Source organism: Desulfuribacillus alkaliarsenatis (assembly GCF_001730225.1).
GTDB classification, from domain to species: Bacteria; Bacillota; Bacilli; order Desulfuribacillales; family Desulfuribacillaceae; genus Desulfuribacillus; species Desulfuribacillus alkaliarsenatis.
This window is the reverse complement of record NZ_MIJE01000001.1, coordinates 311,647-334,625: the sequence shown is the minus strand read 5'-3', so window position 1 is coordinate 334,625 and position 22,979 is coordinate 311,647. Positions and strand designations below refer to the sequence as shown.

Genomic DNA, 22,979 nt, shown 5'->3' with positions numbered 1-22,979 from the left:
ATTGGGATTTACGCTCATCCATTGAGATTGTTATATTTGATAGGGAGTTTAGCAGTTATTTCTTCCACTATATCTTCTGGGCTCTTGTTATCAGTCGTAACATGAATGTCGGCTAGCCGATAATTATGCTCACGAGAAGCCATCAGTGTTGTGATGCGTTGCTCAAGCTCATTATTATGTGAATCTTGAGATTTGCCCTTTTTTTCACTTGTCTGCAACAGAGGTCTTGTTGTGTCATTATTAAGGCGTTTAACTATCTCTTCAATGCTAGTTGTGAGCCACACAATCTTGCCCGAGTCCATTAAAATTTTACGATTAAGCTCGCGTTCAAAAGCCCCACCACCTGTTGCTACAACAGCTGGATTGGTTTCACCTTTATCACTAATAGTGCGCAGAGCATCGGTCTCTAGATCCCTAAAATATGCTTCTCCATTTGTAGCAAATATATCTGAAATACTCCTACCATGCTCTTCTACTATATATTGATCTATATCTATAAATTGTCTGTTTAAATGTTCTGCTAGCTTTTTCCCAATTGTAGTCTTGCCTGTTCCCATCATACCAACTAAATATATATTGTAAGCCATCGAAACCTCTCCTCCTAATAAGCATAGCTACACGCTAATTATGTGAAACTCTATTAGCTAAACTTCTCTGACTATTGTTACACTATATCAACTAATAGGCAAGCTACAATTAGATTTATTCAAACCATTCTTTTTTTATTATTTTGCCCGTATTCAATTCAACTAATGCTACTACTACATTATTAACATCAAATTCTATATTAGGTACATGCACCTTGCTCTTAACCTTTATTTCTACTAACTCATCACTTTGTGGTATTAAGTCAATTGTGAACATGCCTGTATATATTGAATTCTCATAATATAGAAGCTCATTAAGGCTATGGTATAAGGTGCTTTGGAAGCTTGCAATTTCAGGATTATTATAAACCTCGTTTATCACAGAATTTAGTCCTGCTGTAGTTATGTAGTTGCTGTAAATATACGCCTCTTCATAACTAACTAGCTTCTGTTTGTCTACTACCTGTGATAACAAAAAACCGCCCATTAGCTGCGCGATGATAATAAATGCTAAAATTATTGGTAATACCTTTCCTTGCTGATTATTTACGAGCATATATCATCCATCCTGCCTGTATCGGTAAAAACGTTCCCGTATTTCAGAGCCTAACACCTTGTAGGTCACTAACACACCATAATCAGTAATTTCAAAATCCAAATAATCAATATGAACGCCCGCAGTTATTCTGCCAAGGTAGCTAAACCCATTAGATTGCTTTGTACCTACATCAACCCTTTTTTCTAAATGTTTATAATGATAGCGATAACTAACACCATTGTCCATAAGCAAATATAAATAATGGGTATCTTTAGTTACGGATACCGCATTCTGTATATCCCTAGATAAGTAGTGTAAAAAATGACGTTCATAGCTTAAACGCTCTTCTTTCTCTACACTTGTTTTCCATTCTCCTATTAGATAGATATAAAACATAGCAAATAACATTAGGACTATCGTAAGGATTTGCATAGCCAGCAGGACTTCGATTAGTGTGAAGCCCTTTTGCAATGTTTTTGGAAAACTATTATTCGTCATTAATGAATTCATCATCAATGACCTCCTCACTACTTCTAATAAATTGATTGGTAACTAATGTGATTACCTGCTGTCTGCTGCCATCCTGCCAGCTAACCTGTCCTTTAATATTAGCTAAATGCGTATCAATAAGCCTCCAGCTAAGTTCAATTTCAATAGTAAGCTGTAGCTCTTCTATAGATTTCTGTTTATTATAAACATCATAACCTATTAAATCATCGCTATTTTTAGTCTCTGCTATATGGTTAGCGATAAATAGCTCCATCTCTGATTGGAGAGTGTATAGCGCCGCTTGCCTCTGTTCGTTACCATGAATTGCTGTACGATTAAACATAGTCACCGTTACGATAAACAAAATAATCACAAGAATGATTTGCACTGATATTAATAATTCTACTAATATATAGCCGCCTTTAGTTCTCATGCCTACCCGACTCCATATAATTTAATTTAAAATAATATTCTTATGATTAGGAAACTCCCACTTGATGCGTCTCGATAATTGGTTAGTAGTTCACATTAGCGCACTTCTATAATGCCAGAAAAAAGGTGGATTATTATTTCCTTAGATTGCCCGTAGGAGTTGGTTAAGCGAATAGTGCCGCCCGCTGGTCTAACATTTCCTAGTGAACCGAACTCTATCAAATTATTACTAGCAATATTTTGGTATAAGCTAATATCATCAGGCAGGTAGTGTCGTTCAACAATATTCACTTCATCCCGCAGACCATAGCTATTGGGAAATGAAGATACATAGAACCTAACTACTGTCCTTCTTTTCTCCAATATCGCCTGCTGTCTAGAACGTTCCAGGAATGTGGCCAGCTTTTGAGCTTCCTGTTCTAGTAAGTAATACTGATATTGCCTCTCTACCGTCGGATACACAGGAATCATAATTGTTGAGATAATTACAATTACTAACAATACCTCTAATAGCGTAAACCCTTTTTTGCAATTCATATGTTAGTTTAATACTGAGCACATAATGTCAGTAACACGATTATTATCACCGAGCTTTATTAAATAGAAACCACCCCTGGGACATATAGCAATTTGCTGCAAAAACCCTTCCTCTTTCATTTCTAGTAGATTAACAGCATGCCAATCTTCTTTATCGTTTGCTGCAAGTTCTTGGTATGCACCATGAAACCAATTACCGTTTGCAAGCTGTTCGTCTATATCAAAATCATCATAGAAGAGCTTTATGCCGTTTTCTCCATCAATATTTTCTAGTAATGGGTATTGACCATTAATCATAAAATAATTCTCAAGCTGTGCCATAATTATTTTTTTATTGCCATCACACCCGGAAATCTGTGCAGTTTCACCAGCTTTTTGAAAATTAGGTATGGCAATAGCCATAACAATGACTATAATTGTGATAGCAATCATCAACTCAATCAAGGTAAATCCTGTTTGGTTTGTACTGAGTTTCTTTCTTTCTTCTATTGTTTTTTTGAATTTCTTTTTCTTGACTTTCATGTTTTTGATTCCACCCATTTATCCTCCGCCCCCGTCGCTCGTTTTTAAATATTTTCTAATAAATCAAATAAGGGTAGTAGCATTGTTACAATAATCAATGCAACCGCAATACCTAATACTAAAATGATTGCTGGCTCTATGCTTTTTAATAAAATTTGAATTAGATTTTTCATGCGCATATTATAGAAAATCTCTGCCCCCGTAAAGCTTGAATCTAAATTTCCTGTTGCTTCACCAAGCTCTACGAAGCCAACTAAGTTTTGATCAAAGCATTTCATTTTACTTAACGTGACGCTAATTTGATTCCCTGCTACAACTTGCTGTTTTAGATTATTAACTTCCTTCGCTATCGGACCTCTGTAGAGATTTTCTATACTAGAGAATGCCTCATTTACAGATATGCCACCTTTTATTAACATAGAAAGCTGCATAACCAACACATGGGTATTCATATAACGAAACAAACTTCCAATCATCGGTATATATAAGGCTAACCACATTAGATAAAATCGTATTGGTTTTATAGCAACTGCTAATAAAATTACAATTGCCATCCCTAGGATTACATATAATAAATTATTATTGTTATCTACCAGCCAGGCTTGAATAGTAAATAGATAGCTTGTACTACTGGGCACTGTAAGTCCTAGTCCATGGTATAATTGTTTGAAGTTTGGTAGCACAAAGTACAACATAAAATAAAAGCTAAATAATACAGTAATTAAAATCATTAAAGGGTACATTAATGCTTGACTAATCTTATTTTTTAGCTCACCAAGCTTTTCGTAATGGTCTGCAAGTAAGTATAAGCTCTGAACGATTCTCCCACTGTCTTCACCAGCTTTTATTGTGCTTACAAACAAAAAAGGAAATTGATATTCTCTAAAAACAAATGATAAGTCTTTACCTTCCTCTAGGTATTGCTTCCATTTCATATCTTTAAATGCTTTATTAAGCCGAGCATGCTTGCTTAAAGTGTAAAACGCTAGCCGTATGTCAACACCTGAATCTAATAACTCTCCTAATTGGGAAGCAATTTCGGATAGTTGTGTGTGATTATGTCTATATTGAGTAAGATAATTCTTGATACTCTTGTTCATCTATAACTCCCTTCGATAGTAGTATTTGCGCATTATCAAGCATAGATAACCAGCCACGTTCTTTTAACATTTTAGTGAGTTCGCTAGCTGTTCCCCGTTTCATTATATGTTGAGAAATCGCTTCATCCATGGTTATGATTTCAAATACTCCAGTTCTCCCACAGTATCCTGTAAATAGGCATATATCACATCCAGACCCTGTACAGTTTGTACAAACCTTTCTTACTAAACGTTGAGCTACTACTGCTGATATTCCTTGGACAGCTAGATATGGTTGGATATCCATATCCAACAAGCGGTATAAGGCACTTACTGCGTTATTAGTATGTAACGTCGATAATATCTTGTGTCCTGTAAGGGAAGCTCTAATTGCTATGTCCGCTGTTTCGTGGTCACGAATTTCCCCAATCATTATTATATCTGGATCTTGACGTAAGATTGAGCGCAATGCAGAGGAAAATGTAACGCTACGTTCTTGATGTATTTGCATTTGATTTATACCTTGTATCATATATTCTATTGGATCTTCTATTGTAATTATATTATGTTGAGGGTTGTTCAAATGATGAAGTGCTGTATATAATGTCGTAGACTTTCCTGATCCAGTCGGACCCGCAACAAGGATTAAGCCATTATCTTTTCGAAGTGCTTGTAAAAAGTGGGTTAAAACATTCTGAGGAATTCCTAAGCTGTTAAAGTCATTAGATAAATCCTGACTCTTTAAAATCCTGATTACACATTTTTCGCCATAAGCCATTGGCATTGTAGAGATACGAATGTCAACCTCTGGACTACTCCAACGTAATGCACCATCCTGAGGAGCCCGTTTCTCTGCAATATTCATATTAGCTAGATATTTAATACGATTGACCATGTTTTGATAATGTATCATTAGCCCCGATACACGCTCATGTAGTTTTCCGTCAATTCGAACTCTTATACGATAATAGTTTTTTCCTGGCTCTAAATGAATATCGCTTGCTTTAAATAAACAGGCATCTCGTATAACAGTGTCAATAATAAAATCTTCCTCTACACTTGGTACATCTTTACTTTTTTTAGTTTTTATTATATTTAGTAATTTGTTTATATTGAGCTCCCCTTCCCATCTCAGTCTATTACTTTCCATCTTTAGTCTATATTTGTCTTTTCGACAAAATTAGTTAAATTCCTCCTGAAATATACAATCCTACAGATTTTTTTCTATTATATATTCTAGAATCTAAAAATAGCTCTGCCTGTGGCAGAGCTATCCTTAGTTTATTCAATATTATCTTTACTTATTTTGCTTGTAAACGACTAATTCTTTCATCTAAATCAGGGTGCGAAGAGAACAATGCAGCTAGTTTGCTTCTGCCACCGTTAATTTTTAAGCTTTGGAAAGCTTTTTCTTCATTGTCTACCATGTTTACGTTTTGTTTAATTTGCTGTAATGCACGAATCATCTTGTCTTTACCAGCTAAATCCGCACCACCTATATCTGCACGGAACTCTCGGTATCTTGAGAATGCCATAACTCCAATACTACCAAGAATACCAAAGATAATTTGGAAGAAGATGATTGCCGCAAAGTGCACAATCCCAGCTAATTCTGGCTTAACCATTCTTGAAACGGCAAAGGCAGCAATTCTTGCAAAAAATACTACGAATGTATTGATTACACCTTGTACCAGTGTCATTGTAACCATATCACCATTAGCAATATGTGCTACTTCGTGAGCTAAAACACCCTCAACAGCGTCATCATCCATGCGTTGTAATAAACCAGTTGAAACTGCCACTAGGGAACGGTTCTTACTCGGCCCCGTTGCAAAAGCATTTACCTCAGGGGAGTTGTATATACCAACCTCTGGCATTACTGTAATTCCTGCACTTCTTGATAATTCATGTACCTGATCAACTATTTTACGCTCTCTTGGTCCTAAATTCGCGCTTGGATCTAGAACTTGTACATTCATCATTTTCTTAGCCATCCAGCGTGATAACGCTAACGATATAAATGCACCAGAGAAGCCGACTACTGCACTAAAAACTAATAGTGCTTCATATTGAATACCAAGCTCGCTATCAATATAACGTCCTACTCCTAATAATTGAGTAACAATTACTATTGTAAGTAGCACTAGCATATTTACTAATAAAAATAATCCTATACGTTTCATTTACTTATTCAGCCTCCAGTCTTATTAATATACTATATAATTTATATCGCATTAAGATATATTTTATAATATAAACCATAATATTTGTTAATTCATTTTTAACAATTTTATGAACGTTTAGACATAAACTTTTTTTCGAACTCTTCTGCAGGTACCGGCTTACTAAATAGGTACCCTTGGAAATTATCACAATGATTTTCTTTTAAATACTTTAATTGTTCTTCAGTTTCTACCCCTTCAGCAACTACCTTCAGCTTTAAGTTATGTGCCATAGCAATAATCGCCGAAGCAATAGCAGCGTCATCTGTATCATCTATGATATCTCTGATAAACGATCTGTCTATTTTAAGCGACTGAATTGGGAAGCTCTTTAGATACAATAACGATGAATAGCCTGTACCAAAATCGTCTATCGACACCTGGATTCCTAATTCATTTAACTCCTTTAATGTACGTACTACAAAATCAATGTTCTGCATACTTACAGTCTCTGTAATTTCTAAGACTAAATAGTTTGCATCAAGCCCACACTCCCTAAGTATACTAGAGACTGTTTCTACTAAATTCTCCTGTTGAAACTGTCGAGCAGATAGGTTCACAGAGATTTTTATGTGATTGTAGCCAGCTTCCTGCCATTCTTTTGTTTGTCTACACGCTTCACGTAATACCCACTCACCAATATTGATAATAAGTCCTGTTTCTTCAGCAACTGGGATAAATTCTGAAGGTAGTACCACGCCTAACTCAGGATGATTCCATCTTACTAAAGCTTCCATACAGACTACTTTTCCCGTATCTGCATCAGTTTGTGGCTGGTAATAAACCTCAAACTCTTGAAACTCAATTGCTTTCCTTAAATCGCATTCTATCTTTATACGCTTTGCATGCTTAGAATTCATTTCATAGCGATACTTCTGATATGTATTTCGTCCTTTATCTTTAGCTTGATGTAATGCTATATCAGCATTTTTTATCAGCATATCTAAATCTATACCATCATTAGGATAAATACTAATTCCAACACTTGAGCTGACATATAATTCGTGACCTTCTATGAAAAAAGGTTTTGATAGGGAACGAATAATATTTTCTGCTAGCTTCTTAGCTGTGTGTTCATGCTTAATATCTTCTACAATGATAGCAAAGCCATCTCCGCTTACCCTTGCTACAGTATTAACACTAGATACTCCAGCCTTTATTCTTTTAGCAACTGCTTTTAATAATAAATCACCAATTGCATGGCCAAGGCTATCATTAATTAACTTAAATCTATCTAAATCAAACACAAGTAGAGCAAACTTACGAAAATTAGGCTCCGCATGAACGATAGCTTGGTTAAGTCTATCATGAAATAGGATTCTATTAGGTAGCCCTGTAAGCTGGTCGTGATTAATGTAATGTAATAGTGTTTTTTCCGTAATCTTATGTTCTGTTATTTCTGTAACATAGCCTATTACTTCATCTAATTTTTTGTTTGGTTTAGGATTTGGTTTAATTAAATTATTAAAGACGCGACCTTGAATTTCTGATAAAAACTCAACCACTTCGCCAGCAAAAGCTCGTTTTAGAGCAGGAATCATGGTGTCAGCCATTTCATTAGTGTATAGTTCTTCAACAAACTTACCCTGTATATCTTCTGTTGCTAAATTGAATTCGCGGGCAAGTGCCCCTTCATTAAAGACTTTGTAAATTCTGCCTCTACGATCAATTCTTGCTTTGAAAATTGATGTTGGTAATAAAAAAATTGTTTCGCGAAATTCTTCCATTTTTTCCTTCTCCATAATCCACCTCATTTGTGCTTCAAAGTGTTATTTAACTCACTTTACTCATAAATTTCTCTGCTGCCGCTACAGGAACAGGTGGGCTAATTAAATAGCCTTGGATAAGCTGGCAGCCTCTCTGCTCTAACAAACCTCTTTGCTCATCAGTCTCCACACCTTCAGCAACTAAAGCTAAGCCAAGCTTTTCTGCTAATGAAACCATAGTTTCAACAATAGCTATATCATCCTCATCGATACTGATATCACGGATGAATGTTCTATCAAGTTTAAGCTTAGCAATTGGAAGTTGTTTTAAAATATTTAGTGAAGAAAATCCAACACCAAAATCGTCTATCGAAATTTGGATGCCTATATCATTAAGTTCATTAAGTATACCGATTACATATTCGACATCAAACATAGCAATGCTCTCAGTAATCTCAAACTCTAAAAACCCTGGGTCTACATCATACTCTTTAATTATATCCTTAACAACTTCAATAAATTGTGGGTTTTGAAACTCTTTCATGGAAATATTAATTGCCACAGGCAGTGGTTGAATACCTTGTCTTTGCCACGTAATAATTTGCTTACAGACATCTCTTAGAACCCAATTGCCAATTTCAATAATAGTACCTGCCTCCTCAGCAACAGGAATAAATTCCAGCGGCGAGATTAGACCCTTCTCAGGATGATTCCAACGTATCAGTGCCTCAAGTGCTAAAATTTTATTTGTACTCAAATGTATCTGTGGTTGGTAGTAAAGAGAGAACTCCTCTCTCTGTAGCGCTAATTGTAAATCGTTATGGAGTGCTAGTTTTTGCAGTGCGTCTTCATGCATATTTGCGGAATAGAATTTGTACTTACTATGTCCATAATCCTTAGCATAATGAATTGCCGTGTCAGCATTTCTAAATAACGACCCAACATCTTCTCCATCCGCAGGGAAAATTGCTATCCCAATACTTACTGATGAAAAAATAGTAATTCCATTAACATCATAAGGCCTATCAAACTCCTCTATTACCATTGCTGCACATTTTTCAAAATCTATCTGCTCATCCCTTTTAGGTATAATAAGAGCAAATTCATCTCCACCTAAACGGTAGACAAAACATCCAGAACTGAATTTTGATTTTATTCTATTAGCTACTTCTATTAAAAACGAATCTCCGAATTTATGCCCTAGTGAGTCATTAATAGTTTTAAATTGGTTAATATCTAATAATATGATAGCAAATTCACAGTATTTCCCTTTACACTCTTCAATCATCGTATCTACTTCTTGGTTAAATAACTGGCGATTTCCTAAGCCTGTAAGCTGATCAAAAAATGCTAAACTATGTATATTTTCCTCCGCTTTTTTACGCTCTGAAATGTTCCTGATTACTGCTACAGCATGCCATTGGTCCTTAATTAAAACTGTAGAAACTGATACTTCTACTGGTATTTCTTGTCCCCACTTGTCTGCAGCTAATATTTCTAAGACTTTAATTGTCCCAGAGCTTTCGCTAGTCTCTACAAAGCGATTTAACCCTTCTAGTAATGCATCATAATATTTATGTTGGTTTACAAGGATGTACCATGATTTGTTTATAAGTTCATCCTTTTCGTAGCCAAATAAATTAAGGGCCGATTCATTGCAATAAGTTATTTTACCACGCTCATTAATAATTAATATAGCATCCTGTGTTGCTTGTGTTAAGAGTCGAAACTGCTTTTTAGCATCTTTTAGTTCATCAATTGTTTCACTAAGCTTGTCTTCGTTGTCAATAAATACATCATTAACCAATACTTTAATCCCAAAGATAATGTTAATTAACATGCTAGTTCCAACCACTATGTATACGAATAGCTCGTTTAAACCAAACATGAAATAATCAATGACAACTATTCCAGAGCTCAAGGATGCAGTTACAACTGCTCCCAAAAAACGCCAGTAGTAATATCCTATGTATATAAGACCATACAAAGCAATCATTAAAACAATAGTGTATTCCTTTAGCGCTAAAGAAATAATTGGCAAAGACAGAATATATGCTGTTAGAATCATTAGTAGGTATTTTCTGTTCACTTCCATCTTCTCCTTAAATTATTAAGCACTTCATTTTAGGTTACTAGAGTTATATTTGACGTACAAGATACATTTTTACTATTTTCATATAAAGAATGGATATAAAACAATCCTCCAAAATTAATTGAAGGATTAAATATTTACTCATTTATAATTCTAATAACCTTATCTAAATGTATCATTTCAAACATCTTTCTTATGTACTCACTTTTCACATGTTTTACTATTAATTCGCCGTCTTTTTCCTTTAATTTCTTTTGGAATAATAGCAACTTCCCTAATCCAGAGCTATCAATACCATTAACCTGAGAAAAGTCAACAGTAATTACAGTAAAACCTTCGTTATAGAGCTCCAGTAATTTCTCCTTCAAAATATGAGAATTACTCATATCAATACGTCCTGTTGGCTCTAGACAAGCTTCTGAACCGCTTTTCCTAATTTCCATGGTATTACCCTCCTATTTATATTACTTTTTCTTGCTTAGTTGCCGTCCTAATCTGGTACCTTCCATCATCTGTATACAGTTCAACTGTACGACCAAAATTCCCGCCAGTATCTTCAGCAATCACTCTAATACCTAATTTCTTCAATGCTTCTTTACAGGCCTCTACATTTCTCGGTCCAATTCTCATGGTTTCACTACTACCAGAAAAACTAAACATCTGTGACCCACCCGCTAGCTTTGCTACTAACCTAGCTTTGTTAGCACCTGCTTTAATCACCATTTCAAGTAGCTCAGGCAACGCGGTATCTGCATATTTTGCATTTTTGAAGTCACTGTTTTTTGCTAATGTTGATGAAGGTAGCATAACATGTGCCATACCCGCAACTTTTGTAGTGGGATCATATAATGTAACTCCTACGCATGACCCTAAACCAGTGGTACGTATGGAGTTTGGATATTTAGCAATATTTGAGTCTGCCATCCATACTTTAACTACTTCCATGGTTCTGCACTCCTAACGCAACAAACAACTTCTCAAAAGATTCTGGATCTGGTAATAAGAAAAAATGCCCTCCACCATTTTGAATAATTGCCTGTTCTACTGTATTTATAATTCCAATCTCTGCGTCGATAAGTATTGCATAATCGCCACTTCTACCCAATTCCATTAATCCTTCACCCAGAAGAGCTCCCGCCATATCGACTGCCAATGAAGGAATACTTGGCTGCAAGTCTAATCCAGTGAAATCAGATAATGCCGTTAAATAAGAGCCCGAAAGAATATTACCTATTTCTTGAAGGACAGAAAAACCCATTTCTGATATTTCTTCGCCTTCTACTGTTCCTAGCATATCCTTAATTAAATCTCTAGCAACTTCAGTATTAATAACAAAAAACATCGTCCCTGAAATATCCCCTTCAATCCTTAGAAGCACTGTTGCTACAACATTCTCAGCACCACCAACATACTCAAGTATGTCATTAAAGTGTAATGGTAGTACCTGGGACACATTCATATGAGTAGGACGACTTAATAGCTTTGACAGTGCTGTTGCAGCATTACCAGCCCCTATATTACTAATTTCCTTTAATACATCAAGCTGAAAATCTGTAATGTTTTTTATTGGGTCACTCATATTTTTCCTCCTCAAGACTACCCTAGAGCTTTTGTAATCGCCTCTATTACTCTATCTGCTTGGAATGGCTTAACGATAAAGTCCTTAGCACCTGCTTGTATAGCATCGATTACCATAGCTTGTTGACCCATTGCAGAACACATTATTACCTTAGCCGCAGGATTCATTTTTTTTATATCCTTCAGCGCCGCAATTCCATCCTTCTCTGGCATTGTTATATCCATGGTTACAATATCAGGCTCTAACTCTTTATATCTAGCCACAGCTTCTTCCCCATTAGCAGCTTCACCTACTACATTGAACCCATTCTTTGAAAGTATATCTTTAATCATCATTCTCATAAAAGCTGCATCATCTACTATTAGCACCTTTGCCGACACGTTAAACTCCTCCTAAAAATAAAACTTTATTTATATTTTTTTGTTAATTTTTTCTGTCATAATTTTGTCGTATGTCATTATATGCTCAACTGTCCAACTCAACAATTCGTCGCGCATATGATGGATTTGCTCTTTTGTTAGTTCCTTATTCAACAAGGATTTTTTAGCTTCGTAGACCATATTAATGAAACTTGAGTGTTTATCTCTATGCTCTTTAAATCCTGCATAGCCATTTCGTATCATAATCAGCTCTTCAGCACCGAAGTGTTGAATTGTGTAGCCTATCAGATAGTCTACTGTATCTTCTATTACTTCTATGTCATCATTATTAACCGCCTGTACGAACGCATCAATACGTTCAATTAGTTTTTTGTGCTGATCATCTATTATGCCGATACCAGTTTCAAGACTTTTATTCCATTCAACCTTCATTTATTCACCCACTTTCCTACACGTTTAACTGTACAATATTTAATAGACTATATTTATAATATAATTTCTTTTATCGCCAAATCCCTTCGTTTACGTAAATCAATGTATTCTTTATCAATTTGCAATAATGGTCGTAACGGCTCTTCATTATGGACTAGTAAAATTTTAGCTCGTATTTTATTATTAAGTATTACTTCATAACCTACATATCCACTTATTAAGAAATAAGTAAACTTAGTTACTATTTCCACACTATATTTACCCTCGTACATACCTTTAGTTAGCTCATCAATCGCGACAAAGGGAGACTCTTTCTTTTTGTAAACCCTATCTGAGCAGATTGCATCATAGGTGTCTGCGACTGCAATAATTTGTGCATATAATGGAATCTCATCACCCTTCAGACCTAAGGGATATCCAGAGCCATTCAATCGTTCGTGGTGAGCAAGTGCTGCAGTTTGTATCTTCATTGATATATTCCCTAAGTCCTGTAGTACCTCATATCCGAAGGTTGTGTGAAATTGCACTTTATTATATTCATCATCAGTTAAAGGTCCTTTTTTCCCGATGATTTGCTCATTTATCTTAACTTTGCCAATATCATGTAGCAATCCAGCTTGACTCAGATTGGTGATATCCTCCAAGGATAATCCCATTAGTTTCCCAATTATACCAGATATCAAACTGACATTTAAACTATGACGGTAAGTATAATCGTCATAACCGCGAATTTTATGTAACACATGCAACAGGTAGCCACGTGCTAACGCACCTTCCAGTAATACAAGGTAATTATCAAATACTTCTTCAAGCTTTGCTTCATTACCTTCAACAATATTAGCAAATAGCTGTTTAACACCGTTAATATTTTCAATATATCCATCATTAAATTCTTTATTTACATTCGACCACAGTGAATGAATTTGATGAATAATGCTATCAGCTATTTTCTTATCGTCGGTTTCTACTATTACAGAAGATACATTATTCTTAATGAGTAATGTGATGTCAGTAGCCCTTAAGCGATGACCCTTGCTTAATAATAGCAACCCTGTCTGAGGATTCTCTAAATCTTTTGCTAGAATATCATTTACCAACATATAAGACAGGTCTTTTTCTATCATCGTAAAATCCCCCTACGTTGCCAATAATCCTTATATAGAATTATAGCATAGGTTTTCGAAACTGCTAGTATTTTTACAATTATTCGAATCTAATTTCAATTTTTCCCATATAGTCTTCGAACTCTGTAATTTTCTTTGCTACTTCCAATGACTGTCCTTGCTTTGCAGCCTGCTCCAATTCAGCACCTATTTTAGATATTTCGTCGAAACCGTACCCAGCACCAAAACCCTTCATACTATGGCCAGTAATTGCTATGCTTTGATAATCATTATACTCTAGCTTTTCCTTTAAGGCTCTTATATCTCTATACCTATTTTCCAGAAATCCAGGAATTAGGTCCTCTAAATCAGCGTCAACTGTAACTATTATTCTTTCCATGTGAGCTCCTTATCTGCTAAGCGTATTTATCTACTATGCATATCTTTCTGCCAAATCTATTAAAGCTTGTTTATATTGGATTTTAAATAACTTCGCTAATCATAACCTTTGGGTCCGTATACAAATCTATTTCATAGCTTTCTGTAACTGGGGTCTTATCATTGTTCATGATTACCCTTACCTTTGGCCGCTGAGGACTGATTTTATTCTCCTCAGATACAACAGCAATTCTACCATCGTTTAATAACACTGACATCCCTATTGGGTAGATGGCTATTTTGTCACGAAACATTTTTACGAGTTCATAATCAAAATGATGATTGCCAGCTCCAAATAATAATTCTACTGCTTCGTGTGGCAAATAAGCTTTTCTGTACGACCTCGTCGACGTAAGGGCATCATACACATCTGCTATAGCAGTAATTCTAGCATATTCGTGTTGTTCAAGCTTAGCTAATCCCCTAGGATAGCCTGAACCATTCCAACGCTCGTGGTGTTGCAATGCAACGTGGGCAGAAATCAACGGTATCCCAGGTTGTTCTTTTAGAATCTCAAAACCTAGCATTGAGTGCTCTTTCATTAAATCATACTCTAGCTCATTTAAAATACCTGGCTTATTAAGTATCTCTATTGGTATTAATGTTTTACCTACATCGTGTAAGGTAGCACCAATACCCAATTCAATTAACTTATCCTTGGAATATTTCAATCCGACACCAAGAATCACTGAAATAATACCTACATTGACAGAATGGTGAAAAAGGTAATCATCCATACTTTGCATATTAACCATGTTATACATACTACCAGGATGCCTCTGTACATCTGTAATAATTGCTTCAACTTCCTTCTTAATATTGAATTCATCCCTACCAATAATTTTATCTCTTTTCTTTTTCATTAGGTTGTTAATTATAGTAGATGTCTTTTCCAGTGCTTTTCTTCTAGTCTCTTCAGACACTACGTCTATAGGGTTTATTCCTTCTGTTAACGGATCATCTATGTACACATATGGAATTCGGCGAATTTGTAACCGCAATATTAATTTAGCTGTTAATTTAGTTCCTGCACGTAATAGGATTTGACCGTTTTCAGCTAAAATGTTCTTAGCTAATGTATGTTCTTTATGTGCTTCTAAATTTTGCAGGGCAATAAGACGCAAACGTACTACCTCCTAGCTATATAAACACGCAACATTTGATATATTTATATTATCACGCCAACACTATACAAAACAACACATTATTGAGTAAGCCTCCGCAGTGTTTGCGGAGGCTTATTATGGTTTATTATTTATCTATATTTTAAATTTAGTTACTTCGTTCTCTAACTCATGGGCTAGCTGTGATAGCTTCTCTGAAGATTTCGTAACCTCTTCAATTGCGGTAACCTGTTCTTGAATTTTATCAGAAATTTGCGATGTACTTGCATTTGCATCACGTGATATAGTTGATAGCTCGCTCACTGATGCGCTTACTTCTTCAGTGCCAGCAGACATTTCTTCGGCAATAGCAGACATACTTTCAATCTTCCCTGCTACTTCGTTAATGGCCTGTAAAATATTGATAAAGGCTTTATCCACATTCTGAATTGACTCTATTCCTTCTTCAGTCTCTTTCTGGTTATTGGCCAATGATTCGACTGTTACACCAGTTACCTTTTTAATATCCGTTACAATAGTGTTTATCTCTTTAGTTGACTCGGCCGATTCCTCTGCAAGCTTTCTAACCTCATCAGCAACAACTGCAAAACCTCGACCATGTTCCCCTGCCCTTGCCGCTTCGATACTTGCGTTGAGTGCTAAAAGATTAGTCTGCTCAGATATATCATTAATCGTATTGACAAAAACATTAATCTTATCTAATCCCGCCACTAATTGATTGGTTGCATCTGCTATCTGCTTCGCACTTGATTGTATATCGTTCATCTTCTTAACTGCACCCGATACGGCAATTTTTCCATTGTCGGCCTCTTTCCTCATGGCAGTAGAATCCTCTGTAATACTAGAAGCTGTTTCTGCAACTTGGTTTACCCCATGGGCCATTTCATCCATAGATGTAGCGGTCTCATTAGCAATATTAGTTTGTGTTTCCGACATTCTTTGTATTTCGTGAATAAAGCCCTCTACTTCCTTCAGTGATGCTAATGTGTTTTCCGAAAGCTGAAGTAAATCATCAGAAGAATTAGCTACCGTCTCTGAGCTATTAATAATTTCTTTAATCATTTTCTTCGTATTATTCTGCATTTGCTGAATTGCATTAGCCATTTCACCGATTTCCTCTGGGTGATTTTTGTGACTTGCAGCCACTTCCGCCCGATAGTCACTATCAGCAGCAGCCGTAATCACTTTAGTCATATCAGAAATTGGAGAGATCTTATACTTAATAATTGGGTACATTACTAAGAAAAATACTACTTGTATAGCAATCTGAAATAGTATTCCAAACCAAATATCGGCTCTATTGTTTTCATCATAAGGTACTGCACTTGAACTAGCCATAACCATACCTATAATAGTTCCCTCTATATTCTTGACGGGAGTAAAGCTAGCGAAAATATCATAATCAGTAAAACCTGAAATACGACCTGACCATTCATTTCCTTGTCTTAAAACTGTGTTAATGATTTGATTATCAGTAATTCTTTGGCCAACAACATTAGTACCTTGACCATTGATAGATGATACAATTAGCTCAGCTTCAGAGAAAACTGAGTAGTTAACACCTAGGCCATCCCTTAAATCAGTCAAGTAATCATCATACATTAATCGTCCAATTTCTATAATAGCAATTTCCTGACCAGTTGCTGATTTGACAATACCAGCAGTTACCATTTCTAACCCTAGGTTAGTCATATTAAATGTGGTTGCTTGCTCTTTATCATCTAGCAAAACCCGATTTACTGCTTGTATACTAGCAGTATCCCTTTGATTATTCTCGTATATTTGGTTATTATATATTGCGTTTAAATTCATGTTGCGAATTACTAAGCTTGTAGCTCCTAACTCGCGCTGTAAATCAGCAAATAATTGATTAGCTTCTCTAGTTATAAGTGCTGTTTGTCCAGATTGAATAGCTTCAAATAAATTGTCGTCTTGCCGTTGCGTAAATATCTCTTGTTCAAGATATTCAAGCTCTTTTAGTACAAAAAAATCAAAGGCACTTATCTTATCACTAATCGTTTCAATAGCTATTTCCGACGTAAAATTCGTACTTCGGTATACAGATGTTGCTTGTAATAAAGACATTGAAACTAAAATAGCAATAACTACTAAAATCTGGAGCTTTACGTTCAAAGGTAAACCTGTAAGCTTTTTCAATTGTGATCCCCCTTGTTAAAATTAGTATAAACTTACTACGATTATAAAGTTTTAATCTATAGTATATAGTACAAAATAATTAGCATTTAATGAAAATTTATCATAAAATCAACTGTAAAACAACGATATATTAATAACCAAATTGTACAAAATAATAACAAGATTTTATAAGGAGTGAGCTATATGGGCTTAACTATTTACAAAAACAGACTTGAAGCTGGACAAATTCTTGCACATGAATTGATGATTTTCAAAAACGACCACCCTGTAATTTTAGCTCTTCCTAGAGGTGGAATTCCTATTGCAGCTCCAATTGTTAAACAGTTAAATACGGACTTTGACATCATTATCCCACGTAAAATTGGAGCTCCATATAATGAAGAGGTAGCAATCGGGTCAGTAACCGAAGAAGGGCACGCGATTTTGAATCAATCATTAATAGAACGACTTGCTGTTCCAGATTCTTATATTGAACAAGCTACGCTCAAACAAGTTCAGGAAATAAAAAGACGCCTTAACACATATCGTCAAGGACGTGCACCTATTAAGCTTGAAGGTAGAGTTGTAATATTAGTTGATGATGGAATAGCCACCGGTTATACAATGCATGCTGCAATTCAATCTGTACAACATCAAAATCCAAAAAAACTAATTATAGCTGTACCAGTAGCGCCACCAGAAACTGTAGATACACTGACTGAATTGATCGATGCTGTTGTATGTCCACTTCAAGTTATACATTTTCAAGCCGTTGGACAATTCTATGATGAATTTAATCAGGTAAGCGATGAAGAAGTATCGGAGCTATTAAAGATAATCGTCTAAAGAGGACTGTTCAGTATAGTCCTCTTTTTCGTTCCAAGCTTTTGCATCTGTTTTAATATGAATTGGTTCAATACGCAAAACGTTCGCTAGAGAGAGCTTATGATAACGCTTTTGATTATCATAGAAATCTATTTCGGAACCACTCCAGCTATCAATAACACCAACCAATGTCACTCTGTATTTACCTAACTGTAGATAACGTATCCTTACTTGATTGTTCTTTAAGTCTCTCATAAAAAGTATCCTCGATATACTATAATTTGAGGTGTTCTGCTGCTACTGTTTGTTCATTTAAGAAGAATTCAATTTGTGTCTTATTGAATTGATTCCCATAAGCTAGCATCAATTTCGGCAGAGCCGCTTCTGTCAGCATATTGTAGATTGGGACAACACCTGTGCTAAGTATATCATTGGTTGTTGCGTAATCTAAAGGCTTTTTTTCTATAGATGTAACATAGCAATCAATTCCCTGCTTTATTGCGCTATTAATAAAATCTACTACAGAGTACTCTCCCATTGTTGCGGCAGTGCCCGAATGATATAAGTCATGTAATATAGCCTTTGGTTTTTGGGCTCTTTCATCTGTAATAATTGACTTTAAGTAATCATAACGCAGACCAGGATATGGCTTTATGTACAATATTTCGTCTGAAAAACGGTTATTGAAATTTTTAAAATTATTATTGTTAGAATTTTTAAAAATAGTCTCATTTGTATGTTTAGATTTCTGTATTTCTAATCTACCCTGTGACATAATGCCAAGATTAAGCTCAGGAAAAATATCGTAATCATGTATGAATGCCAATGATTGCATCATACGCGTACCTAAATAGACATTTACTTGCTTATCTCTATTTTGAAAAATACAAACCACCTTAGGAATTGGATTATTTGCGATTAAATCTACTGCCGATACAAAGTTAACAAAACCATCAGTTTGTTCATTTTTAATAGGTTGGTTACTTGCAATCAAAACAATGGGTATTTTCGTATCAGCAAACAAATAGCTCATGGCAGCAGCTGTATAAGGTAAGGTATCTGTTCCATGGGTAATTATAACGCCATCGTAGTTATCATTTTTAGCAAGCTCAACGTTAAGTGCATCAATTAATAGCTGCCAATCTGCGGGCACTATATTTTCACTTAATATTTGTAATGGCTGACGGATTGTAAACTCCACTTCAGACCTATCATAGTGCTCATTAAATAAATCAAGCAAAATATTTGTAGCATTGGGGGCAACATCAATCCCTTCACCCTTTACAGCACTACCGATCGTACCGCCAGTTATCATTAGTAATATCTGCTTCATAACATCCACTCCATTCAATCAATAGTGTACCCTAAACAAACATTAATTTGGCATAAATTTTTGTCATCTCTTTCATAATCTCGCCATAGATATAAAAAAGTTGACTTTATCATCTATAGGAGTGATTGCTTTGGCCAAATACAAATGTTTAATATTCGCAGGTTTTCTATTCCTTCTATTAGCAACTAAGTCAAGCGCAAGTACAACGCCTATAGAAATTGTAACAATCAAGAACTATGATTATGTAACATTGAAGCAAGACTTACATGATTTGAAGCATACCCACTCTGATATTATTGATTATTGGGTGCTAGGACAATCTTTTTATAATCGAGATATATTTGTCGTTACACTTGGCTCTGGGGATGCTGTAGTCTATATAGATGGCTCTAGACATGGTCGTGAATGGATTTCTACATACATAACCATGAAAATGATTGAAGAGTATGCACATGCTATAACATTTGGTGACGGTATATATGGAGAATATAATGTTCAAGACATACTTAATAAGGTAACGTTCTATTTCATCCCTATGATTAATCCAGATGGTGTAGATTTAACAATCCACGGACTTACTGCTTTTCCTGAAGAATCACATGAAGCTTTAATAGGTATGAACGACGGTAGCACAGACTTCCAGAGATGGAAGGCAAATGCGTTAGGTATTGATTTAAACCGTATTTGGGATGCGGGTTGGGATGAAATAATAAATAGCCCACCTGGTCCTTCCTGGCATAATTTTAAAGGAGTCGAACCATTTGACCAAAGAGCCGTAGAGGATTTATATATCCGCGACTTTGTTTATGAAATTGACCCAGAGATAGCTGTATCTTATCATTCCACAGGCAGAATCCTATATTGGTGGTGGCGCGAACTAGACCCTAGCCTTGAGGATATGAACTTTCAAATCGCTTCTAGGGTGAGTCAACTAACAGATTATCCATTGTTTCCAGCTAATCGACCACACACAAATGGTGGTGGTATGACAGATTGGTTCACAAAAGAATTCCAAAGACCTGGCTTAACCCCTGAGCTAGCACCTTTTCATTATCATCAGCCAGTAGAGCTTCAATGGTTTGCAGAAGAATGGGATCGTAATAAGTATGTGGGGTTATCTGTAGCGGAGGAAGCATACAAGCTCTGGTGGGAGCGTAACGATATGAAAAATCATTGGGCTTATGAAGCTTATATGAATCTTTATAATGAAAATATTATTACTGAAGAGTATTTAGATTTAACTAGAACGATAAAATTCCCAGAATTCCTAGAATTATTACATGCCGCCAGCATTTCTAGCAATGTAGAAATAGAAAAGCAATCCTTTCACCGCTTAGATTTAGCAAGGATTGCAAATGATATTATAAACCCTAATATTCCAACAATTAATTATGTAACTAATTATGCCCACTATACAGCTATGTTCCGCAATCTCAAAACTGTCTACTTTCCACATAAAATGGTGCATACAGTAGCAGTCAATAAGCTTCGCTTCAATAACGTGAACCAGGATTTCTTGCCATACATGCCAGTATCTATGGCTGAAGTAATTGATTTGCTTAATAAAATTATAACGGATGATGATCTTTTATGAAAACGCTTTCCATGATATCTATTATCAACCAATCGAATATGATATATGTAACAATTATGAACGAAATGTGATATTTTACTTGATTTCCCAGTCAATCATAGGCTATAATGCCTATATATTCGTTGTGATTCCGTGCTATTGGTCACAAAAAACATCAGGAGGCTATTATGGACTCTAACAAGAAAAAACCAGATTTCAGCAGCATAAAACCAGTAATAGCAGTTATAGTAACAGCTAATTTATCGCTTATATATTTCCTGTATCAATTCTACATGAGGTAGTTATGAACGGAGTAGCTTAGGCTCAATGCTTGGCAATATACTTTCCTGAGCTGCTCTATCAAGCAATGTCAAGACCGCCTTGTAGCCTTCCTCCCCTAAGTCCAGAGAGTAATTATTTACGTACAAATTAATATGGGCCTTTACCACATTCATAGACATTTCCTGAGCATGCTCTAAGATGTACGCTTCTGATGCTTGAGGATGTTTCCAAGCATATGCTAAGGATTGCCTAATCCAATTAGCAATTGCATCTGTGTCTAATGAACGTTTAGCAATAATTGCACCTAAAGGTATCGGTAGTCCAGTATCTTCCTCCCACCAATGACCTAAATCAACCATTTCAGTTAATGCAAATTGATGAAACGTAAAACGAGCCTCATGAATTACTAGGCCAGCATCGATTGATCCATCACGCACCGCTGGCATAATCTGTTCGAATGGCATAACAACAATCTCACCAGTCCATTGTGGGACTTTTTCTGCTAACCATAAACGGAATAATAAATATGCTGACGAGCGCTCACTTGGTACGGCAATTTTTTTTCCTATTAAATCTTTAGCGGTTAGCTTATCCTCTGCCGTCAGTAATAGCGGGCCACAACCGCGACCTAATGCTCCACCACACGGAATTAAGGCATAGTCTGACAATACATACGGTAGTGTTGCATAGGATATTTTCATCACATCTAAGCCTTCAGGGCTTGTTGCTAAATGATTCGTAATATTAATATCTGCATATGTGACATCAAGCTTCGGTGCATTTGCTATTAAGCCGTGTACCCATGCATGAAAGATAAAGGTATCATTGGGACATGGGGAAAATGCAATCTTCATTTATAATACCTCCGTTAATACAGAACCTACTTCTTCTAGCCTCTTTAGTGCTTCATTAATTTTCCAGTTACCTCTATCCCTTGGCCCAACCGCATTTGATATAGAACGAATCTCAATCACAGGCAAGCCCTTTAGCTTAGCAGCAATAGCCACACCATAGCCCTCCATAGCCTCAGCTAACACACCAGGCGTTCTTTCCAATAATGTTGCGGCTGTACTCGCTGTTCCTGTTACTGTAGATAGGGTAATGATTGGTCCAGTGTATACAGGTGCTTTTCTCGCCTTAAGGCCTTCAAACACCAATTCTGTGTACTTGACATCGGTAGCTATTCTAGTAGTGCCCAGATTTAATTCTTCTAGACTTTTAAATCCCTCAGCAGCTTCTGCCCCCAAATCTGCAGCAATAACCTCAGAGGCAAGAACTATAGATTCCAGCTCTACCTTACCAACAAATCCGCCACCAATACCACTATTAATAACGAGCTGATAGTTTTTTTCAGCTAATGCCGTTGCTGTATTTGCAGCTGCTATTGTGGGGCCTACCCCAGCTGCAATTACATCAAACCTATTGTCAGCCTTCAAACCTTTCATAATTGCTTCCTTCTCAGCTGCTACTGATGTCACTATCAGAAACCGTCCAAGCTTGCTATTATCTATAGAAATATGCGAATCATGCTCTAATGAATCATAGTCCATTATATATTGCTCCTATCTTA

26 protein-coding genes are annotated in these 22,979 nt (G+C 35.9%); 2 read left to right on the top strand and 24 right to left on the bottom strand.

Going from position 1 to position 22,979, the window contains the following annotated elements:
• Positions 1–14 precede the first annotated feature (14 nt).
• From BHF68_RS01655 to BHF68_RS01560, 20 genes are all read right to left on the bottom strand, one after another.
• On the bottom strand, positions 15–587 hold the full coding sequence (locus BHF68_RS01655) for a shikimate kinase (RefSeq protein ID WP_069641902.1): 573 nt from the start codon (positions 585–587) through the stop codon (positions 15–17).
• A gap of 115 nt (positions 588–702) precedes the next feature.
• The gene (locus BHF68_RS01650; protein WP_069641901.1) at positions 703–1,143 is read right to left on the bottom strand and encodes a hypothetical protein; all 441 of its coding nucleotides are present in this window, start codon (positions 1,141–1,143) and stop codon (positions 703–705) included.
• 3 nt (positions 1,144–1,146) lie between these two features.
• Positions 1,147–1,638: a prepilin-type N-terminal cleavage/methylation domain-containing protein gene (locus BHF68_RS01645; RefSeq protein WP_084019127.1), complete on the bottom strand. Its 492-nt coding sequence runs from the start codon at positions 1,636–1,638 to the stop codon at positions 1,147–1,149.
• Positions 1,613–2,047, bottom strand: a complete 435-nt coding sequence (locus BHF68_RS01640) for a hypothetical protein (protein ID WP_069641899.1) — start codon at positions 2,045–2,047, stop codon at positions 1,613–1,615. The genes BHF68_RS01645 and BHF68_RS01640 overlap by 26 nt, the downstream gene beginning before the upstream one ends.
• A gap of 95 nt (positions 2,048–2,142) precedes the next feature.
• Complete coding sequence (locus BHF68_RS01635; protein ID WP_084019126.1) at positions 2,143–2,583, bottom strand: prepilin-type N-terminal cleavage/methylation domain-containing protein; 441 nt, start codon at positions 2,581–2,583, stop codon at positions 2,143–2,145.
• 3 nt (positions 2,584–2,586) lie between these two features.
• The gene (locus tag BHF68_RS01630) at positions 2,587–3,123 is read right to left on the bottom strand and encodes a competence type IV pilus major pilin ComGC (RefSeq protein WP_069641897.1); all 537 of its coding nucleotides are present in this window, start codon (positions 3,121–3,123) and stop codon (positions 2,587–2,589) included.
• 26 nt (positions 3,124–3,149) lie between these two features.
• Positions 3,150–4,205 carry a type II secretion system F family protein gene (locus BHF68_RS01625; RefSeq protein ID WP_069641896.1) on the bottom strand — a complete coding sequence of 352 codons (1,056 nt, stop codon included), beginning with the start codon at positions 4,203–4,205 and terminating at the stop codon, positions 3,150–3,152.
• Positions 4,168–5,334 (bottom strand): GspE/PulE family protein, encoded by a 1,167-nt coding sequence (locus tag BHF68_RS01620; protein ID WP_069641895.1) that lies wholly within the window; start codon positions 5,332–5,334, stop codon positions 4,168–4,170. Before BHF68_RS01620 ends, BHF68_RS01625 begins: the two co-directional genes overlap by 38 nt.
• Positions 5,335–5,485: 151 nt before the next feature.
• On the bottom strand, positions 5,486–6,367 hold the full coding sequence (htpX, locus tag BHF68_RS01615) for a protease HtpX (RefSeq protein WP_069641894.1): 882 nt from the start codon (positions 6,365–6,367) through the stop codon (positions 5,486–5,488).
• A gap of 107 nt (positions 6,368–6,474) precedes the next feature.
• Positions 6,475–8,148, bottom strand: coding sequence for a putative bifunctional diguanylate cyclase/phosphodiesterase (locus BHF68_RS01610; RefSeq protein WP_069641893.1), 1,674 nt, complete (start codon positions 8,146–8,148; stop codon positions 6,475–6,477).
• 31 nt (positions 8,149–8,179) lie between these two features.
• A complete protein-coding gene (locus BHF68_RS01605; protein ID WP_069641892.1) occupies positions 8,180–10,201 on the bottom strand; it encodes a putative bifunctional diguanylate cyclase/phosphodiesterase in 2,022 nt (673 codons plus the stop codon).
• Between the two features lie 140 nt (positions 10,202–10,341).
• Complete coding sequence (locus tag BHF68_RS01600; protein ID WP_069641891.1) at positions 10,342–10,647, bottom strand: STAS domain-containing protein; 306 nt, start codon at positions 10,645–10,647, stop codon at positions 10,342–10,344.
• A 16-nt stretch (positions 10,648–10,663) separates the two neighbouring features.
• A complete protein-coding gene (locus BHF68_RS01595) occupies positions 10,664–11,149 on the bottom strand; it encodes a chemotaxis protein CheD (RefSeq protein ID WP_069641890.1) in 486 nt (161 codons plus the stop codon).
• Positions 11,136–11,783, bottom strand: coding sequence for a chemotaxis protein CheC (locus tag BHF68_RS01590; protein ID WP_069641889.1), 648 nt, complete (start codon positions 11,781–11,783; stop codon positions 11,136–11,138). The genes BHF68_RS01595 and BHF68_RS01590 overlap by 14 nt, the downstream gene beginning before the upstream one ends.
• A gap of 17 nt (positions 11,784–11,800) precedes the next feature.
• A complete protein-coding gene (locus BHF68_RS01585) occupies positions 11,801–12,163 on the bottom strand; it encodes a response regulator (protein ID WP_069641888.1) in 363 nt (120 codons plus the stop codon).
• A 30-nt stretch (positions 12,164–12,193) separates the two neighbouring features.
• A complete protein-coding gene (locus BHF68_RS01580) occupies positions 12,194–12,595 on the bottom strand; it encodes a bacteriohemerythrin (RefSeq protein WP_069641887.1) in 402 nt (133 codons plus the stop codon).
• 53 nt (positions 12,596–12,648) lie between these two features.
• A complete protein-coding gene (locus BHF68_RS01575; protein WP_069641886.1) occupies positions 12,649–13,719 on the bottom strand; it encodes an HD-GYP domain-containing protein in 1,071 nt (356 codons plus the stop codon).
• Positions 13,720–13,798: 79 nt separating this feature from the next.
• Complete coding sequence (locus BHF68_RS01570) at positions 13,799–14,098, bottom strand: Hpt domain-containing protein (protein ID WP_069641885.1); 300 nt, start codon at positions 14,096–14,098, stop codon at positions 13,799–13,801.
• A gap of 82 nt (positions 14,099–14,180) precedes the next feature.
• Positions 14,181–15,260 carry an HD-GYP domain-containing protein gene (locus tag BHF68_RS01565; protein ID WP_069641884.1) on the bottom strand — a complete coding sequence of 360 codons (1,080 nt, stop codon included), beginning with the start codon at positions 15,258–15,260 and terminating at the stop codon, positions 14,181–14,183.
• A 135-nt stretch (positions 15,261–15,395) separates the two neighbouring features.
• On the bottom strand, positions 15,396–17,417 hold the full coding sequence (locus BHF68_RS01560; RefSeq protein ID WP_069641883.1) for a methyl-accepting chemotaxis protein: 2,022 nt from the start codon (positions 17,415–17,417) through the stop codon (positions 15,396–15,398).
• A 183-nt stretch (positions 17,418–17,600) separates the two neighbouring features.
• On the opposite strand from BHF68_RS01560, the gene BHF68_RS01555 reads away from it, so the two are divergent.
• Positions 17,601–18,242 carry a phosphoribosyltransferase gene (locus BHF68_RS01555; protein WP_084019123.1) on the top strand — a complete coding sequence of 214 codons (642 nt, stop codon included), beginning with the start codon at positions 17,601–17,603 and terminating at the stop codon, positions 18,240–18,242.
• On the opposite strand, the gene BHF68_RS01550 is transcribed toward BHF68_RS01555, so the two are convergent.
• Positions 18,225–18,476, bottom strand: coding sequence for a hypothetical protein (locus BHF68_RS01550; RefSeq protein ID WP_069641882.1), 252 nt, complete (start codon positions 18,474–18,476; stop codon positions 18,225–18,227). The genes BHF68_RS01555 and BHF68_RS01550 overlap by 18 nt on opposite strands.
• Positions 18,477–18,495: 19 nt before the next feature.
• Entirely contained in the window at positions 18,496–19,554 is a 1,059-nt protein-coding gene (locus BHF68_RS01545) for an asparaginase (RefSeq protein ID WP_069641881.1), read from the bottom strand.
• 130 nt (positions 19,555–19,684) lie between these two features.
• Here BHF68_RS01545 and BHF68_RS01540 point away from each other — a divergent pair, with 130 nt between their 5' ends.
• The gene (locus BHF68_RS01540; RefSeq protein WP_069641880.1) at positions 19,685–21,148 is read left to right on the top strand and encodes a M14 family zinc carboxypeptidase; all 1,464 of its coding nucleotides are present in this window, start codon (positions 19,685–19,687) and stop codon (positions 21,146–21,148) included.
• A gap of 281 nt (positions 21,149–21,429) precedes the next feature.
• On the opposite strand, the gene BHF68_RS01535 is transcribed toward BHF68_RS01540, so the two are convergent.
• Both BHF68_RS01535 and BHF68_RS01530 read right to left on the bottom strand, forming a co-directional pair.
• Positions 21,430–22,263, bottom strand: coding sequence for a 1,4-dihydroxy-6-naphtoate synthase (locus BHF68_RS01535; protein WP_069641879.1), 834 nt, complete (start codon positions 22,261–22,263; stop codon positions 21,430–21,432).
• The gene (locus BHF68_RS01530; RefSeq protein ID WP_069641878.1) at positions 22,264–22,959 is read right to left on the bottom strand and encodes a futalosine hydrolase; all 696 of its coding nucleotides are present in this window, start codon (positions 22,957–22,959) and stop codon (positions 22,264–22,266) included.
• Between the last annotated feature and the right edge of the window lie 20 nt (positions 22,960–22,979).